Origin of the sequence: Planctomyces sp. SH-PL62, assembly GCF_001610895.1 — a bacterium.
GTDB lineage: Bacteria > Planctomycetota > Planctomycetia > Isosphaerales > Isosphaeraceae > Paludisphaera.
Window position 1 is genome coordinate 5,581,812 of record NZ_CP011273.1, and the last position, 18,165, is coordinate 5,599,976.

Genomic DNA, 18,165 nt, shown 5'->3' on the forward strand with positions numbered 1-18,165 from the left:
GGGATTCGCTAAAAATTGTTCATGCTGCGTAAGACATCGCTTGTCCGTGCGTCGTGTTCATTTTGGCGAAGCCTTACATCGAGTCCTTAACCGCCCGCGAACCATCGAGGGATCATCACTCGTCGCTGCGATCGATCACCAACACTTTTCGAGCCCCCCCAATGAACAATCCCAATCCCCCTTATGATCCCGGCACGTACATCGAAGGCGGCGCAGAGGGATTGAAAAAGCTGAGAAAGGCAGAGGCCGAGGCCATCCGGAAACGACGCGACCACGCATTCATGGGCTCGTCGGAGAGAATGCCGGAAGGTTACGAAGGCCTCGGGAGGCGGAATCCCCGGAGCGGCCCCGAGTTCGTCGAGGACGCCGTGGGTCTTGCCCTGTCGGGCGGAGGGATCCGGTCGGCCATGTTCAACCTGGGAGTCCTCCAGGCCTTCCATGCGAGCAAGCTGCTGCCTCTGGTGGACTACCTCGCCACCGTGTCGGGCGGCGGCTATATCGGAGCCTATGTTTCGGCCAAGGTGGTCCGCCCGGGGGGCGATCCTTCGAAGACCGACTCGACCGACCGCGACGAGCATGAAGCCAAATCCCCCCTGGTCCGCAACCTCAATTACGAGGGGGCGAACGCCGGCTCCAGGGACCAGACTTCCGTACCCAACGAGCATCAATATCTCCACGACCCTAAATATTCCAACATCATCACCAAGTTCAACTTCCTCTCCCGCCTGTCCGAAATGTACGCGAGATGGCTCTTCGGCCTGTTGCTCAACCTGCTGTGCCTGGGCTCGTTCGTGGTCCTGCTCTGCGGGGCCGTCGCATATGCATTCCGAGCCCTGGATGGGACCTACTGGCAGGACTGGAGCTACTGGGCGAAGGACTCCGGATCGCCATGGCTGGCGACGATGCTTCAATTCATCAAGAGCAGCGACCTGGCTCGGGCGATGATCATCCCCTTGGCAGCCTTGACGGCCGCCTTCTATGTCGCGATTCTGCAGATTTGGTTCCTGGGCGCGGCGACCGTCACCTGCCTGGCCTTGATCGTCTCGGGCGCGATGGCGTCCTCGGTACGGCCCTACTTCGGCGGGATCTTGGTGGTCGTCGGGGTGGTGGTCGGCATCGCCTTCCGTCTATTCGCGTGGCTCTGCGACGAATCCTCGCGCCCCTTCGTGTTGCGAGGGTTGTGGCGGCGTCTGCTCATCTCCTGGTTGATCCTCGTCCTCTGCTCGGTCGCCGTGATGATCTCCAACTTCGACACCGTCGTGACGGGGGGATGGGTCCTCCAGGTGCGCGAGGCTCCGGGGGGGCAGTACGAAGAATATGTTCGGATCGCGGCCCTGCTGCAGGCGCTCGTGGCGATAGCCACGTTTCTCGTCTCGCAGCGGTTCATCAAGGTCGGAGGGACCCTGGGCGGCAACTCGATCGAGAAGATCCTCCGGCTCCTGTTCACGTCGGCCATGTCCCTGGTCCCCCTCATGGTGGTGTACTGGGTGGCCCGGGAGGACTTCTCCGGGGTGGCCAAGTCCGCCGTCAACGCGAGGGTCCTTCTGGCACGGCAGCAGATCATGTTCGGGGACGGACCGGGACTGGCGAAAGAAGGACGGGCCACGGCCGAGGACCTGGTACGGCTAGACCAGGTGACCGGCGGCAAATCGATCCTGGAAGAGGTCGAACGACGCATCCGCAGCCGACCGCTGGGCCGGACGACCCCCATCTCGGAGATCATCCAGGACACCGCGCAATCCTATCGCGATTTCTACACGGTCCTTCCGGTGGACGCGAATGCGCGCCGGTACGATGCCGGCCTGACCTCCCTGGGCGGGCGGGGTCAGCTACGCTACGAGGACGTCAGGACCGCCGTCGAATCGCTGATCGGGGCCGACTACCGCTACCACATCCGAGACGCGAAGCCCGGCACGAGCTACGAGGCCGAGCATCGGAACCACAGCCTGGAGAAGTCGGCGGAGCCGACCGCGGAGCTCAACTACGTGCGGAGCGTGCTCTCCTATTACGACAGCCCCGGCGCCACCTGGTGGCGGCTGATCGACTTCGATCAGGCGGCTCGCGGCCGGTTCCTCCTGGGGACTCTCGTCGTTTTCCTGATCTCCGGATGTCTCATCAATCTGAACCGGACGTCGATGCACGACTTCTACCGTGGCCGGCTCGGGGAAGCGTTCCTGGCGGACGAGCACGTCGATCGAAGGGACCTGACGATGGAGGAGCTGAAAACGACGGCGCATGGCTACCCCTACCATCTGGTGTCCGCGACGGTGAACATGCCTCGCCACTGGGCGGATCGGGGCGACGAGAGCCGCAACTTCACGTTCGGCAACCTGTATTGCGGCTCCGAGGTCACCGGCTACCGGAGGACCGACGCCTACTCGTGGTCCGATCTCGGCAAGATCAAGCTCGCGGACGCCATGGCCATCTCGGGGGCCGCGATCTCGCCGGCGCAGTCGCAGACCCTGATCTCGAGCTTCATGCTGAGTCTATTCAACTGGCGGCTGGGCCAGTGGGCGCTCAATCCTCAAAGACGGGCGTACTTCTTCTGGCGGCCTATGGCCCTGGTACTCCTCGCGACTTCCGCGATCTGGTGGTTCCGAGACCAGTGGTTCCGCCTCCACAACCAGAAGGCGAAGGTCGACGGCGGCGCGAATGAGGGCGGTAGGCGACGGCTTCGAGCCGTCGAATTCTGGAAGAGTCGCCCGCTCCTCTTCCTCTCGGACGGGGCCCATTACGACAATCTCGGCCTCGAACTGCTCCTCGAACGCCGCTGCCGGATGATCATCGTCTCCGACGTCTCCAACGATGCGCGGTTCGAAATGTCGGACCTCCTCAGCGTCGTGAGGAGAGCCCGGGAGACCGAAGGCATCGGATTCTTCGCCTGCAACGACGACGGCGAGGCGGATCTCGATGAACCTCTGGAAGAGAGCCTGACTCGATGGGTGACGGCGCAATCCCAACCCGACCGGCCTCCCTGGTGGCTTGCAAGGCTTTTCCCCCACCTGAAGAATCGCTCCTTCAGGAGCGACCCCACAACGCCCGTGCTTCCGGTCTTCTGTGGATATATCAAGTACCCCGACGTCGAGGAACTCGCGACGCTGTTCCTCATCAAGCCGAATTACTGGGGAGTCGACAGCTGGCCGATCGAGGTCAGGAAGTACTTCGAGGCCAACGAGTCGTTCCCCCACGAGTCGAACATCGACCAGTTCTTCACCCAGCGCCAGGCCGAGGCTTATCGTCAACTCGGCTTCGTGACGGGCCTTCATCTCAATCCGAGCCCCGGTTCGGCGCCGCCTTTCTCGCGAGCCGCCTGGCCGGACGTCTCCGCCATCGCGAGGCGGATGATCGCCAAGGTCATGGACGCCAAGGGCAAGGTGGAGGCGAAGTCGGCAGGCGCGTGATCATCGACCGACGAGGCAGGGGGGCGGCGGCCCCGGTCCACTGCCCCCCCCTCGGCACGTGCGCCTCGACGAGCCGAGGGGCTTTCGGATCATCAATGGTGCGGCGTCAGGCCGCAAGAGCGGGCGGAGCCTGACGACCCCATTACGGGCGTGGAACGCCCGGCCCCGCTCCGGGGGCGCGACGCAAGCGCGAGGCCGCCGCGCCCTGGAACCGACCGGGCGGGGCGTGTTATACCGAAGCTCGACGTCCGTCGTCCCTCCCCCACCCCGCGGATCCCTCCCCATGACCCTCCCCCGCCTCATGCTCCAGATGGGCTTCCTCGGCTTCCTGGCCGCCTCGGCGGTCGGCGGCGAGCCCCCCGCCGCCCCCGCCGACGACTTCCCCCGGTTCGTCGTCCCCGGCGAGGAGCCCGCCATGGCGAGGCTCCAGGAGCTGTTCCGGCTCCACCACGCGAGGGCGGCCACGAACTGCACCCTCTGGGACGCCTGGCTGCCGCACGCCACGCTCTGGCCGGCCGTCGGCCCGGCGCCCACCGCCCAGGCCACGCGGGACTACTACCGGAAGGTCTTCCTCGAGCGCCGGATCGACGACGAAGGGTACGTCGCCATGCAGCAGCATCGCGGCCTGGCGCACAGCGACGGATGGCCCTTCCCGACGTTCCAGCAGGCCGGCGGCGTCGGCTGGTATTTCTCGACGGCCGGCGAGAACTACCTGATGGACAACTTCCCGACCAAGGCCCTGACGAACACCGACGGCTGGGAGATCCAGGGCGCGGTGGTCGAGGGGATCGCTCCCGATCGCGGCCTCCGGCTCCGCATCACCGAGGACTCGGCGACCGTCGCCACGCCCGCATTCGCCTGCAAGACGTTCGTCGCCCCGTACGTCCGCCTGGAATGGGGGGCGGAGGGCCTGGGCCCCGACGCCAGGCCCTCGCTGGACTGGATCCTCCAGGGCGAGACCGAATGGAAGGCCGACCGCCGCGCCCCGATGTCCACGCCCCCCGCCTCGGGCGCGCAGGCCTTCGCCGACGTGCCGCTCCACCGGCGACCGGGGTACGAGGGGACCCTGTCCCGCGTCCGGCTGCAACTCGACGGCGCCAAGGGAGCGGTCGTGACCCTCAAGTCGATCATCTCGGCGATCGACACGCGGCACCCGATCACGAACATCAACTTCGTCGTCGGGTCGGCCGAGTACTTCGCCTGGACGACCGACCTCCCGTTCCTGAAGGCCAACATCGGCCGGATGCGCGGGGCGCTGCGGTACGCGCTCCGGGAGTTCGGCGTTCGCGAGCATCACCTGGTCCGCGTCCCCTGGGTGGGGCATGACGGCCGCTCGGGCCTGGCGTTCGGCCCGGACGGGACGAAGACGCTGCTCCACGGCACGGGGGTCGGCAACAATTACTGGGACCTGCTCCCCTTCGGCGGCGACGACGGCCTGGCGACCATCTACCTGTACGACGCCCTTCGCCGTCAGGCCGACCTGGAAGCCGCGATCGTCGATCACCCCGAATGGGCGATCCCGGCCGACGTCGAACCCTTCGCGGCCGACGAACTGCGGGCGCTTGCCGCGCAGGTGAAGGCGAAGTTCGGGGAGACCTTCTGGAACGCCGAAACCGGCCGGTTCGCCGGCTGGCGAGACCGCGACGGCAAGGCGTACGACTACGGCTTCGTGTTCGTGAACACCGAGGCGATCGCCTACGGCCTGGCGACCGACGAGCAGGCCCGCGCGGTCTACGACTGGCTCGACGGCCGCCGCCTCGTCGCCGGCGACACCTCGCAAGGCGCCGACATCTACCACTGGCGGTTCGGCCCCCGCTCGACGACCCGGCGCAACGTCGAAACCTACGGCTGGGTCTGGTCGGCCCCCGAAGGAATCCCCTGGGGCGGCCAGGTCCAGGACGGCGGCGCAGTGCTCGGCTTCTCCCATTTCGACATGATGTCGAGGCTCCGCGTCAACGGCCCCGACGACGCCTGGGCCCGCCTCCGCGCCATCCTCGACTGGTTCGGCGAGGTCCAGGCCGAAGGGGGCTACCGCGCCTACTACGCCAAGCCCGGCCGGGGTACGCTGCAAGGGGGAGGCCCCGCGGGGGGCCTCGGGCTGGACCAGGAATTCATGGAGAGCGTCCTCACGCCCCAGGTGATGCTCTACGGCTTCCTCGGCGTCGAGCCCCGCCCCGGCGGGCTGAAGATCGACCCGAAGCTGCCGTCGAAGGCCCCGTCGCTGGCCGTCACCGGCGTCCAGGCCCAGGGACACGTCCTCGACCTCGCCGCCGAGCCCGACGTCGTCAAGCTCACCGCCCGCATCGTCGACGGCTCCCCTTTCTCCGTCTGGCTCCCCGAGGGACGTTGGGAAATCTCCACCGACGACGGCCCCCGCGCGTACGATTCGAAGGACGGGCCGCTGAAGGTCCGGTTCCGCGAAGGCGAGACCTGCACCTGCCGTCGACTGAGATGAGGAGAATCCGAATGTCGCGACGACTCCGATTCCTGATCTCGAGCCTGGCGGCCGTGCTGGCGATCGCCCCGGCGCGGGGCGACGAGGCCCCGAAGGTGGTCCGCGTCCTGACCTGGAACATCTGGCGGGGCGGGGACCGGGCGATGGACGAGCAGGCGCCCGAGGCGAAGCTCGCCAAGCAGAGGCGGGTGGCCGAGGTCATCCGGGCCAGCCGGGCCGACGTCGTGGCGATGGTCGAAACCTACGGCAGCGGCGAGGCGATCGCCCGCGAGTTGGGGTTCCACTTCCACCCCCGAGGGACGAACGTCTCGATCCTCAGCCGCTGGCCGATCCGCCGCGACCTCTCGGTCTACAAGCCGTTCCACTGCGTCGGCGCCCTGATCGAGCCCCCCGGCGGCCCGCCGATCGCCGTCTATTCGGTCTGGGTCCACTACGTCGACGACGTCTGGACCGACCCCCGCTCGCGCGACGGCCGATCGGCCGAGAAGCTCGTCGCCGACGACGGCCCGAGCCGCGTGGAGGAAGTCCGCGCGATCCTCGACGGCGCCGCCGCGGAGACGGCCGGGACGCCGGGCCTCCCCGTGATCGTCGCCGGGGATTTCAACAGCAACTCACACCTGGATTACACCGAACTCGCCCGCGATCAGTACGGGCTGGTCGTCCCCTGGCCCGTGACGAGGGCCGTCGCCGAGGCGGGATACCGCGACGCCTACCGGGTGTGCAACCCGGTCGTCGACCGCGGGAAGGACCGGACGTGGTCGCCCCGGTTCCCCGAGCAGATCCAGGACCGGATCGACTTCGTGTTCTGGAAGGGGGACGCGATCTTCCCGCTGTCGGCGACGAGGATCGACGAGGCTCCCGGCGTCTGGCCCTCGGACCATGCGGCCGTCCTGGTCGAGTTCGAGGCCCGCTGACCCGGCGCGCCGGTCGGGCCTTGTCGCGGACCCTCGCCGATTGCGAGGATGGAGACGACGCGACGCACGCACGCCACAGACGACGTATGGAGGCCCCGCTGGGGGTTCGCACCGCATGGCCGCCTCTCCGACCGGTCCCGACCCCGAGAAGGACGCCGACCACGCGGCGGCCGAATGGCTCTTCCAGGACGAGCCGGGGCCGGGGAGCCCTCCCCGACAGCCGATCGTCGCGCCCGGCGGCGAGAGTTTCGACCTGGCCGACGCTCCCGACGTCGCCCCCCGACGCCCCCCCGCGCCGCCTGCCGACTCGGAGTGGAAGCCCGCCGCCGAGTCCGCCCACGCGGCGAAGGCCGTCGAGCGCGCGAAGGCGAAGGAGGAGCCTGGGCCGTCGCCTCGCGAGCGGCCCGCGGCGCGTCGGCTCGAAGGGGCGTCGGCCGTCGATCAGGTCTGGTCGCGCGGCTCGGAGTGGGGGCCGACCCTCGCCGCCTTGGGCCTCTGGACGGCGCTCGTCCTGGTCGTCCTCTGGATCTGCCTGGCCACGGAGCTGTACGCGGCGGCGCTCGTCGTCTTCGCGGTCGGCGGGGCCGTCGGCCTGGCTTTCCTCTACCCGATCCTCATCACCCTGGAACGCCCGGTCCGGATGACCCCCGAGCAGGCGCTCCGGGACTACTACAACGCCCTCTCGCACCACTTCCCGCACTACAAGCGCATGTGGCTGCTCCTCGACAACGCCGGCCGGACCTCGTCGAAGTTCGCGTCCTTCGAGGGCTTCAAGCGGTACTGGAAGGAACGGCTCAAGCAGCTCCGCGAGGGCCGCGCGAAGGGCTCGGCGCCGCTGGTGTTCGTCATCTCCGGGTTCAAGTCGGAGAAGAGCGGCGGCAAGACGGCGATCGACGCGACCTGGACGGCGCAGGTCTTCGTCAGAGGCCGGCGCGAGCAGGGGCCCATCTGGTCGCTGCCGACGGGGGGAAGCTTCGTGAAGGGCCCCGACGGAATGTGGTATCTCGACGACGGCACGCTGGCCGAACGCGCCCCGAGGAAGGCCGCCGACGACGCGGGATGAGCCCCCCGCCCCGTCTCCAGACATATCTTCCTTGAGGTGACCGGTGGAACGATCCCACCTCTCGCGTCCCATCTTCCGGAGGCCGACGCAGGCGTGCGGGGCGTCGGTCGCCGTGGTCGGCCTGCTGGCGCTCGCGGGATGGGCCACGGGGAATCCGGTGCTCCTCGGCCTGCGCGCCAGCTACATCCCGATGGCGCCGAACACCGCCCTGGCGTTCCTGGTCCTGGGTCCGGGGCTGCCCGCGATCGCCGCCGGGGGGGCGCGAGCCCGCCGGTTCGCCGCGGCGGGCGGCCTCCTGGTCGCCCTGATCGCGATGCTGCGGGTCGGGGAGTTCGCCCTGGGCGACGGCCTCGAGGTCGACGCCTGGTTCCTCCGGATCCCGGGGGGGCGGTTCGGCCTGGCGCCGATCGGCAAGATGGCGCTGACGACCGCGTCGGCGTTCGTGGTCTCCGGCGCGTCCCTCGTGATGCTGAGCCTGGCGAACCGCCGGGCCTGGATGGACCACGCGGCCGGGGTCGGCGGCGTCGCGGCGGCGATGACCGGCCTGGTGTTCGCCCTGGGCTACCTGTTCAGCCCGAACGCCCCCCTGCTCTACGGCACCGAGTCGATCCCGATGGCCCTGAACACGGCCCTCTGCTTCATCGCCCTGGGCGCGGGGATCGCGACGGCAGCCGGGCCGCGGGCGTTCCCGCTGCTGAGGCTCTCCGGGCCGTCGGTGCGAGCCCGCCTGCTGCGGACCTTCCTCCCCCTGGTGATGGGGACCGTCGGGGTCGTCGCCTGGCTGACCCACCTGATCACCACGACCTCGGGCGCCTCCTCCGCCGCGGTCTCCTCGGCCGCGCTGGCCGCCTCCTCGATCCTCCTGTGCGGGATCATCTGCGAGCGGATCGCCGGCCGCGTCGGCGGCCAAATCGAGCGGGTCGAGAGGAAGCTCCGAGAGGCCCGCGACCTGCTCGAAGTCAAGGTCGAGGAACGGACCCGCGACCTGAGCCGCGCGAACGACGAACTCGCCCTGGCGCTTCGCGACACCCGCCGCGCCCACGACTCGCTCCAGAAGGCCCACCAGGAACTCAAGCAGGCGCAGTCCCGGATGCTCCAGCAGGCGAGGATGGCCAGCCTGGGCCAGACCGCCGCCGGGGTGGCGCATGAGATCAACAACCCGCTGGCCTTCGTCACCAACAACCTCGTCGTCCTCAGGCGCGAGGTCGCCGGGCTGCACGACATCCTCCGGCTCTACCAGCAGGCCGCGCAGACCCTGGAGGAATACCAGCAAGACCTCTACGCGCGGATCTGCGACCTGGAGGAGGAGGTCGACCTCCCCTTCGTGCTCGAGAACCTAGACAGCCTCCTGGATCGGTCGCGGGTCGGCCTGATGCGGATCCAGAAGATCGTCGCGGACCTCCGGGACTTCGCGCATCTGGAGGAGGCCGAGTTCAAGGAGGCCGACCTGAACGCCGGGATCGCCACGACGGTCCGCCTGATGCGCACCGTCGCCGAGGAACGGCGAGTCGCGCTGGAGACCGACCTCGCGCCCCTCCCGCTCCTGACCTGCTTCCCGGCGAAGATCAACCTGGTGGTCCAGAGCCTGATCTCCAACGCGATCGACGCCTGCCGGCCGGGCGGGAAGGTCCTCGTCCAGACCCGTGCGGTCGGCGAGGGCCTGGAGATCCGGGTCTCGGACGACGGCCGGGGGATCGCCCCGGAAGACCGCGACAGGATCTTCGACCCCTTCTTCACCACCAAGCCCGTCGGCCAGGGGACCGGGCTCAGCCTGTCGATCAGCTACGGGATCGTCAAGGACCACGGCGGGGCGATCGACCTCGAGTCGGCCCCCGGCCGAGGGTCGACCTTCACCGTCCGCCTCCCCGTCGCGGCGTACGTCCCGGCGACGGCGCCCGGCGAGGCCCGCGAGCCCTCGGCCCCGGCCTGACCTCCTCGCGCCTCGTCGGCCCTCCGTCCGATCCGGCCTCACGCGCCGTCGCCCGCCCGCCACCACCGCCAGAGGAAGGCGAGCCAGGCGACCCCGGAAAAGACGACCGCGAGGATCGGGCAGGCGACCAGGAACACCATCCAGACGGGGGCGTCCCAGCCGCCGGGGAACTGGACCAGCGGCGAGGCCGCGACATCGGGACGATCGCTCCCCCAGGAGTCGCCGGCGCGGTAGAGGTGCATCGGCACGCTCACGGCGGCGGCGTACGGGCTGGTGACGGTGATCGCCGCCAGGCGGCCGGGAGAGAGGGCGGCCTCGCCGGACACCCCCTGCAAGTACCAGCGCACGCCCAGGGGGAGCACGAAGAGGATCAGGAGCGTCATGTAAGAGAGCACCATCGCCGTCGACGTCCGCCGCGACAGGGCCGAGCACATCAGGCCGACCGACGAGGTCGTCAGGCACGTCGCCGCGATGATCAGGAGGAAGACCGCCAGGGTCCAGGGCCTCCCCCGCAGCTCCGGCAGCATGAGATACGCCAGGAGGATCTGCTCGGTCAGCAGGAACGTCAGCACGGTCGAGACCCGCATCGCCGCCGTCAGCTTGGCGATCACGATCCGGCTCGGGGTCAGGAGCGTCGTCAGCAGGAGCGCCAGCGTCTGCCGCTCGCGCTCCTGGGTGATGCTCCCCGCCGAGAAGACCGGCCCGACCAGCAGGTTGAACGTCAGCACGTAGGCCACGTAGTACGCCGCCAGGTCCGACCGCAGGAACAGCAGCGCGGCCATCAGGGGGATCGAGAGCAGCATGCTCAACTGGATCACCACCCGGAGCATCAGCGTCCCCTGGCTGAAGATCTCGCTGCGAAGCTCCTTGTCGAGGACCGGGTTGGTTCCGTCGGGCATCAGGTCGTTCCGCTTCGCGGGCGCGAACAGCCGGTCGGGGAAGGCGTCGCGGTCGATGACCACGCCGATGGCGTACTTCATCTCCTCTTCCTCGTCGACCACGCCCCCCCCCTGGCCGCCGACGTCCAGGGGCCGCAGCAGGCGGTTGTTGACGACGATCCCCACCACCGTCCAGATCATCAGGCAGATCGGCGGCAGGATCGCCACCGACGCGAAGTCGCGCGTCGCGGGGTCGTCGGCCCGCGTCAGGGCCACGCAGAGCGCCGCCAGCGGGAGCACCACGAGGTAGCTCACCACCAGCGCCGAGCTGGTCCGCGCGAATCCGCTCGAGCACGCGATGCTCAAGAGCCCGAACGTCCCCGCCGCCAGCACCAGGACGAGGTAGCTCCTGGCGATCTCCGAGAGCAGGAGCCCCCCCAGGAGGTAGCAGAGGATCATCAGCGGAAGGCTGGAGAGGATCAGGATCACCAGGTAGCCGAGCGAGCTGAACAGCTTGCCGATCAGGATCGTGTGCGGCCTGAGCGGGCTGACCAGGAGCATCTCATACGTCTTGCGCTCCTTCTCCCCGGTGATGCTCCCGGCCGCGAACGTGGGCGCGAGCAGGGCCACCAGGCAGAACTGCCCCAGGAAGAAGATGTCGTAGAGCCGCCTCGCCACACCGGGCCCGACCATCCGCGAGCCGTCGTCGCCCGCCGGCCAGTAGAAGTAGACCAGGGCCCCCAGCGCCGCGACGTAGGCGAACTGGAGCACGAACGCCTGCGGGGCCCGCAGCGTCGTCATCAGCTCGCGATTCAGGACCGGATTCTCGCGTATCCACATGATGTTTAGTTCACGATTCCCTTGGTGATCATCATGAACACCTCTTCCAGGCTCAGAGGCTCCTCGGCGAACGACTGGACGGGGACCCCGGCGGCCATCAGGCGGCCGAGGAGCCGGCCCATGTCCTCGTCGTCGCCGTGGAATTCGGCGGTCACGGAGCGGCCGAAGGCCTCGACCGACCGGATCGACGGGTCGTCCCGCAGGATGGCGACGGCGCCGTCGGTCTCGCCGCCGGTCAGCTCGACCTTCAGGACGCGATGGGCGCGGATCTGCCGCTGGATCTCGCGGAGGCTCCCGGCCGCCAGGAGCCGGCCCCGCTCGATGACGCCGATCGACGTGCAGAAATCGGCCAGCTCCGAGAGGATGTGGCTCGACACCAGGATCGTCTTGCCCATCCGCCGAAGCTCGTTGAGGAGCGCCTTCATCTCCAGCCGGGCGCGGGGGTCGAGGCCCGAGGCGGGCTCGTCGAGGATCAGGACCGGCGGGTCGTGCACCAGGGTCTTCGCCAGGCAGAGGCGCTGCTTCATCCCCTTGGAGAGCCCGTTGACGTAGTCGTCGCGCTTGTGGGTCAGGTCGAGGAGTTCGAGGACCTCGCCGATGATCCGCCGCCGCAGGCTCTTGGGGATCTCGTACGCGACGGCGAAGAAATCCAGGAATTCCCAGACCTTCATGCCGTCGTACACGCCGAAGTCGTCGGGCATGAAGCCGATGACGCGGCGGACGGCCATCGGGTCCTCGGTGACGGAGTGGCCGGCGATCCGGCCCTCGCCGGAGGTCGGCCGGAGCAGGGTGGCCAGGAACCGGATGGTGGTGCTCTTGCCCGCCCCGTTGGGGCCGATGAAGCCGAACGTCTCGCCCTCGCCGATGGAGAAGCTCAGGTCGTCGACCGCCGTGAACTCGCCGTACCGCTTGGTGAAGTTGACCACCTCGATCATGCGCCGCTCCTCGCCGGGTCCGGGCTCGTGTCGCTCAGCTCACTCGTTTTCGGGGGCCGTCAGGTCGTAACGCCGCCCGCCGGGGGACGGCGGAGATCCGTACCGCAGGTGGGCCACGACGACCGTCGCGCCGCGGTGGCGGTCGAGGGCCGGCTCGAATCGGGGTCCGGAGGCCGGTCCGGGCGTCCAGGCCACCAGCCGGACCTCGCCGACGGCCTCGGGCCGATCCTCCCACGCGTTGCGGAATGCGGCCAGCATCGCCGAGGGATCGGGGCCGTCGAACCCCGCGACCTGTGCCGGGGCGTCCCTCGGCTCAAGCCCGTCGAGGTCCACGTCCGCATCGGGGGCGATCGCGCCCAAATAGGTCTCGCGGAATTCGCCGGGGCCCAGGTATTCGACCAGGGTCGAGTCGCGAAGCTCCAGGCCGCTGCCGTTGCGGATCGTCCGCCGTGGGCCGTCTTCCTCGATCGCGATCGGCCCGGGGAGGTCCAGCATCTGCTCGGCCCGGAACATGGCCAGGCTCCGGGGCTGGACCGTGAAGTCCTCAAGCGCCGGGACCGGGTAGGACCGCCAGGCCGAGGTGGTGCGGTCCTCGCCGGCGATCGACCGCCCGGAGGCGAACGGCAGGGCCAGGGCGGTCGGATCGTCCGGGAACCGGATCGCGAAGCGGCCGTGGCCCGTGCTGTAGAGCGAGACGAACCGGCTGAGGTGCCCGCGCGGGTGGCTCTCCTGCAGCTCCAGCACGTCCAGTTCGTCGCAGGCGGAATCGAACCCCAGGTCATAGGCGGCGACCCGTTCCACCCCGACGGCGAACCCCAACGCCAGGATCGGCACGACCACCCACGCCGCCTCGCGACGCCGCAGGATCACGCGGCAGACCAGCCAGTTCAGCGGGGCCACCGCCAGCACGTACGCCAGGATCACCTTGAGCACGAACGACGAGCTGGGGACCTTGATCCCCGAGGCCGACTCCAGGGCGTCGCGGCCCAGGCGTGGGATTCGGGCCTCGTCGCGCCACTCGGCCACGCCTCCCAGTTCGGGCAGGCGGATTTCGCCGCCCGTGAATCCATAGTCGACGCCGATCGTCTCGCCCCCTGCGGGGTTGGGCTGGACGTAGGTCCGCATCTCGAGCCTGGGATCGGGGGCGGGCGCCGGCGCCGGGCTCGGCGCGTCCGCGTCCCGCGCGGCGATTCGATACCAGCTCAGGTCCGGCCCTTGCATGCACCTCACCGCCTCGACCGACCCGGACGCCGTCCCGAGCGCGACCGACGACTCCTCCGCGCGACGGAAGACGACCCGCCGCACGAAGGTGTCGATCCCGTTCCACGAGGCCAGCGCGGGGTCGGTGGGGTCGACCGCGAGCATGGTGATCCGGCCCCGCCCCACCCGCCGCTCGACGGCCAGCGTCGCGCCGCCCTCGCCCCCGATCGGGACGACGGTCGCGCCCGGCCGGGGCCGGAGCCCGGCGACCTGGACGGGACGGCCGGCCTGCGGCCGGATCGGGGCGGGGGCGTCGTAGGAGGCGCGACGAGGCGGCGAGACGCCGAACTCGGGACCGCGGCCCCGCCCGTAGATCGCGGTCCGTTGCGCCTCGAAGTTCGGGTCGGCCTCTGGCGCGACGGCCGCGACGGCGCCCGGGGGGGGGCGGTACGCGGCAGAGAGCGCCGCCAGCTCGTCGACGGTCAGGGCCCGGCCCTCGCCCGAGGAATCGGCCGGGAGGTACGGCTCCAGGAAGCTCTCGCGCAGGACCGAGAACTTCGGCCCCGCCCCCCCCATCATGACGAGTTGCCCTCCCCAGTGGATCCAATCGATCAGCGCCTGCTGATGAGAGACCGAAAGGACGTCCGGCTCCAGGCCGTCCCAGACGATATGGCTGATCGCGGTCCAGGTCAGGGGGTGGGTGGGCAGGAGCGGCTTGTCGGGCTCCAGAGGCAGGACCAGGCGGTAATAGCGGAACGCGTCGGCCGCCTGGACGTCCTCCCGATCGAGCGTCGCCGGCAGGGTCGCGTTGAGGCGCCCCCAGGGGGCGTAGCCGCCGTTGGCCCCCTTGGACAAGACGAGCGTGATCATCTGGTGAGGGGCGAGGGGACGCACGGCGGCGCTGTAGACCTGGTCGGGCCGGATCGCGCCCTCCCGGATCATCTCCACGGGGAGGTCTTTCACGCCGGCCGCACGAGGGAGGAGGATCGGCATCCCCAGCCGGCTGCGCTGCTCCTTGACCAGCCTCGCCTCGCGGCCGAAGGTCAGGTCGCTGGCGGACCCCGGGATCTCGATCGGCGTCGTCTGGAGGCTGCCGACGTAGTCGTCGAGGTTCGCGCGCATCTCGACGGTCAGGCCGTGCCAGTGCCGCGCCTTGACCCAGGGGAGGACGTCGCTGGGGGCGACCTGCGAGCGATAGAACTCGAACGGCGTGCGCAGCTTGTCCCGCGCCGCGGCCTGCTTCAGCGCCTCGGGGTCGCTCAGCATCCGCAGCCGCTCCTCGTCGGCCGCCGACAGCCCGCTCGGGGCCGAATCCGGCTCCTGGCCCCGGGACGCCGTCGGGGCGACGCCCGCCATCGCTAGCATCAGCGCCGGCACCAGAACCCGAAGCATCGACTGGCGTCGTTTCACGGTCGACGAGCCTCCCCAACCCGGGCCCCGGGGCGCGGCGGCCCCTCGCCGCGCCGGCGAGAGGCGCCGGCCCCGCGACGACAAGTGTACCAGACGCCCCGGCCGCGAAAAAGCCCGAGGCCCCGCCGCACGGCCGCCTCGGCCGATCCGCCGTCGTCGCCTATAATCGAGCCGGGCGAGGCGGCCGCGCGTCGGCCCCTCGGGACGGTTCGCGGCGGGCGGGGACGAGTGTCATGGCGAGCGGGACGCAGGACGCGGCGCGAGAGCCGGAGCCGAAGCCGGGATCGGGATCGGGGCCGACGGCGGCGATCGCGGTCCGGGGGGCGCGGACGCACAACTTGAAGGGCGTGGACGTGGACGTCCCGCGCGACGCGTTGGTCGTCCTGACCGGGGTCAGCGGCTCGGGCAAGAGTTCGTTGGCGTTCGACACGATCTTCGCCGAAGGGCGTCGGCGGTACGTCGAGTGCCTCTCCAGCTACGCCCGCCAGTTCCTCGACCAGATCGAGCGCCCGGACGTCGACCAGATCGACGGCCTGCCGCCGACGGTGGCGATCGACCAGCACGCCGGGCGGCCCAGTCCGCGAAGCACCGTCGGCACGCTGACCGAGATCAACGACTCCCTGCGCGTCCTCTTCTCTCGCCTGGGCGCCCCCCACTGCCCGAAGTGCGGACTGCCGATCCGCAGCCAGACCCCCGAGCAGATGGCCGCGACCGTCCTGGCCTATCCGACCGGCCGGCGGATCATGGTCCTCGCCCCGCTTGTCCGGGGCCGCAAGGGGGCGCACGCCGAGGTCTTCCAGACGATCCGCCGCGCGGGCCTGATCCGGGCTCGGGTCGACGGCGAGGTCGTCGAGGTGGAGGAGCCGCCCAAGCTCGCCAGAACGAAGAAGCACACGATCGAGGCCGTGGTCGACCGCCTGGTGATCCGCGAGGGGGTCGGCCCCCGGCTCGCCGAGAGCCTCAACCTGGCGCTGAAGCTGTCCGAAGGGGTCGTCGCCGTCACCGCCGAGGTCGACGGCGCGTGGCAGGACCGGCCGATGAGCGTCCACCACGCCTGCCCGGACTGCGGCGTCAGCCTGCCGGCCCTGGAGCCTCGCGAGTTCAGCTTCAACAGCCCGCAGGGGGCCTGCCCGCGCTGCGACGGCCTAGGCGCCGTCTCCGTGTTCCAGGCCGACCTCGTGATCCCCGACCGGGCGAAGTCGCTGGACCAGGGCGCGGTCGAGCCCTGGACGAAGCTGGGCGTCCGGCTCCGCGAGGCCCATTCCAACGACCCGGCTCTCGGCGCGTTCCTCGACCGCCACAAGCTCCGTCGAAACGTCCCGCTCGCGAAATGGCCCGAGGCGGCCTTCGAGGCCTTCCTGCACGGCGAGGCGGGGGGCTTCCCCGGCGTGCTGGCGGGGCTGGCGGAGCGCGACCGGACGACCGATCGCGCCGCGGTGAAGGCGACGCTCGCCGCGTACCGGGAGGAGGTCCCCTGCCCCGACTGCCGGGGCGCGCGGCTCCGCCCCGAGGCCCTCGCGGCGCGGATCGGCGGGAAATCCATCGCCCAGGCCTCCGACCTGACCATCGAGGAGGCGCGGGCGTTCTTCGACGGGCTCCGGTTCGACGAGGAGGGGGAAGCCGTCGCCGCCCCCCTGCTCCGCGAGATCCGGGGGCGGCTGCGATTCCTGGCGGACGTCGGCCTGGAGTACCTGACCCTCGGTCGAGGCGCGCGGACGCTCTCGGGCGGGGAGCTTCAGCGCGTCCGGCTGGCGACCCAGCTCGGCTCGGATCTCATCGGCGTCTGCTACGTCCTCGACGAGCCCACCGCCGGGCTCCACGCCCGCGACACCGACCGGCTCCTGGACGGCCTCCGCAAGCTGAAGGACCTGGGGAACAGCGTGCTCGTCGTCGAGCACGACGAGGCCGTGATCCGCGCGGCCGACTGGATCATCGACGTCGGTCCCGGCGCCGGGCCGGACGGCGGCTCGATCGTCGCCGAGGGCCCGCCGGCGCGGATCGCGGAGGCCCCCGCCTCGCTCACCGGCCGTCGCCTCCGGGGCGAGGATCGCCACGCGCCCACGCGCTCGGACCGGCTGGCGAGATCGCCGGGATGGATCACGATCCGGGGCTCGACCGTCCACAACCTTCGGGAGATCGACGTCCGCATCCCGCTCGGCGCGTTGACGTGCGTGACGGGCGTCAGCGGCTCGGGCAAGAGCACGCTGGTCTTCGACGTTTTGGCGCGGGCCTTCCGCCGCCGCGACCGGGCTTCGCTCCGCGAGGCCCCCGAGCTGGGCCGGATCAGCGGCTGGGATTCGCTGACGGCGATGGTCGAGGTCGACCAGTCCCCCATCGGCCGCACGCCCCGATCGACCCCCGCGACGTTCGCCGGCGTCTTCGACGAGATCCGCCGCGTCTTCGCCAAGGCTCGCGAGGCCCGCACCCGGGGCTACGGCCCCGCGCGGTTCAGCTTCAACGCCAGGGGGGGGCGGTGCGAGACCTGCCAGGGCCTGGGGCGGCGCCGCGTGCCGATGCAGTTCCTCCCCGACCTGTACGTCGTCTGCGAGGACTGCCGGGGCAAGCGATTCAACCGACAGACGCTCGAGATCCTGTTCAAGGACCATTCGATCGGTGACGTGCTCGACCTGCGGGTCGACGAGGCCCTCTCCTTCTTCGAAGCCCAGCCCCGCGTCCTGCCCGGCCTCCGGGCGCTGCACGACGTCGGCGTGGGCTACCTGACGCTCGGCCAGTCCGGCGCGACCCTCTCCGGCGGCGAGGCCCAGCGCGTGAAGCTGGCGGCCCACCTGGCCCGGCCGGTCGGCGGCGATCGGCTCTACATCCTGGACGAGCCGACGACCGGCCTGCACTTCGCCGACGTGGACCGCCTGCTCGGCGTGCTGGAACGCCTGGCCGACCAGGGGAACACCCTCGTCGTCATCGAACACGACCTCGACGTGGTCGCCGCCGCCGACTGGGTCGTGGACCTCGGCCCCGAGGCCGGCGCCCGTGGCGGTCGCGTCGTCGCGATGGGGACGCCCGCCGAGGTGGCCGAGGTGCCGGAGAGCCTGACTGGGGCGTATCTGAAGGCCGCGCTCGCGGACCGAGGAGGAACGTGAAGGTTGGTGTCCGCCCCTATGGATCAACCTCGGACGTCAGG

General features: G+C 70.2%; 8 protein-coding genes and 1 pseudogene. 6 read left to right on the forward strand and 3 right to left on the reverse strand.

What is annotated here, in order from left to right; translation table 11 throughout:
• Positions 1-368: 368 nt before the first annotated feature.
• The 5 genes and pseudogenes from VT85_RS28715 to VT85_RS21745 all read left to right on the forward strand — a co-directional run.
• Positions 369-3,401, forward strand: a pseudogene (locus VT85_RS28715) (patatin-like phospholipase family protein); the annotation flags it as partial.
• 283 nt (positions 3,402-3,684) lie between these two features.
• Positions 3,685-5,856 (forward strand): glycosyl hydrolase family 65 protein, encoded by a 2,172-nt coding sequence (locus tag VT85_RS21730; protein ID WP_068419974.1) that lies wholly within the window; start codon positions 3,685-3,687, stop codon positions 5,854-5,856.
• Between the two features lie 11 nt (positions 5,857-5,867).
• A complete protein-coding gene (locus VT85_RS21735) occupies positions 5,868-6,770 on the forward strand; it encodes an endonuclease/exonuclease/phosphatase family protein (RefSeq protein ID WP_068419976.1) in 903 nt (300 codons plus the stop codon).
• Positions 6,771-6,885: 115 nt separating this feature from the next.
• On the forward strand, positions 6,886-7,833 hold the full coding sequence (locus VT85_RS21740; RefSeq protein ID WP_068419978.1) for a phage holin family protein: 948 nt from the start codon (positions 6,886-6,888) through the stop codon (positions 7,831-7,833).
• Positions 7,834-7,876: 43 nt separating this feature from the next.
• Positions 7,877-9,763: a sensor histidine kinase gene (locus VT85_RS21745; RefSeq protein ID WP_068419980.1), complete on the forward strand. Its 1,887-nt coding sequence runs from the start codon at positions 7,877-7,879 to the stop codon at positions 9,761-9,763.
• A gap of 38 nt (positions 9,764-9,801) precedes the next feature.
• Here VT85_RS21745 and VT85_RS21750 read toward each other — a convergent pair whose 3' ends face one another.
• Genes VT85_RS21750 through VT85_RS21760 form a run of 3 tightly spaced genes read right to left on the reverse strand, consistent with a single transcriptional unit; the run spans position 9,802 to position 15,026 of the window.
• The gene (locus tag VT85_RS21750) at positions 9,802-11,481 is read right to left on the reverse strand and encodes an ABC transporter permease (protein WP_068419981.1); all 1,680 of its coding nucleotides are present in this window, start codon (positions 11,479-11,481) and stop codon (positions 9,802-9,804) included.
• Between the two features lie 5 nt (positions 11,482-11,486).
• Positions 11,487-12,416, reverse strand: a complete 930-nt coding sequence (locus VT85_RS21755) for an ABC transporter ATP-binding protein (protein ID WP_068419983.1) — start codon at positions 12,414-12,416, stop codon at positions 11,487-11,489.
• Positions 12,417-12,455: 39 nt separating this feature from the next.
• Positions 12,456-15,026: a hypothetical protein gene (locus VT85_RS21760; protein ID WP_156513010.1), complete on the reverse strand. Its 2,571-nt coding sequence runs from the start codon at positions 15,024-15,026 to the stop codon at positions 12,456-12,458.
• A gap of 233 nt (positions 15,027-15,259) precedes the next feature.
• Here VT85_RS21760 and uvrA point away from each other — a divergent pair, with 233 nt between their 5' ends.
• Positions 15,260-18,124, forward strand: a complete 2,865-nt coding sequence (gene uvrA, locus VT85_RS21765) for an excinuclease ABC subunit UvrA (RefSeq protein ID WP_082858792.1) — start codon at positions 15,260-15,262, stop codon at positions 18,122-18,124.
• Positions 18,125-18,165 lie beyond the last annotated feature (41 nt).

Coding starts and splice junctions, on each gene's coding strand:
- VT85_RS21740 (WP_068419978.1), top strand. CDS start 6,886: ATGGCCGCCTCTCCGACCGGTCCCGACCCCGAGAAGGACGCCGACCAC.
- VT85_RS21730 (WP_068419974.1), top strand. CDS start 3,685: ATGACCCTCCCCCGCCTCATGCTCCAGATGGGCTTCCTCGGCTTCCTG.
- VT85_RS21735 (WP_068419976.1), top strand. CDS start 5,868: ATGTCGCGACGACTCCGATTCCTGATCTCGAGCCTGGCGGCCGTGCTG.
- VT85_RS21755 (WP_068419983.1), bottom strand. CDS start 12,416: ATGATCGAGGTGGTCAACTTCACCAAGCGGTACGGCGAGTTCACGGCG.
- uvrA (WP_082858792.1), top strand. CDS start 15,260: ATGGCGAGCGGGACGCAGGACGCGGCGCGAGAGCCGGAGCCGAAGCCG.
- VT85_RS21750 (WP_068419981.1), bottom strand. CDS start 11,481: ATGTGGATACGCGAGAATCCGGTCCTGAATCGCGAGCTGATGACGACG.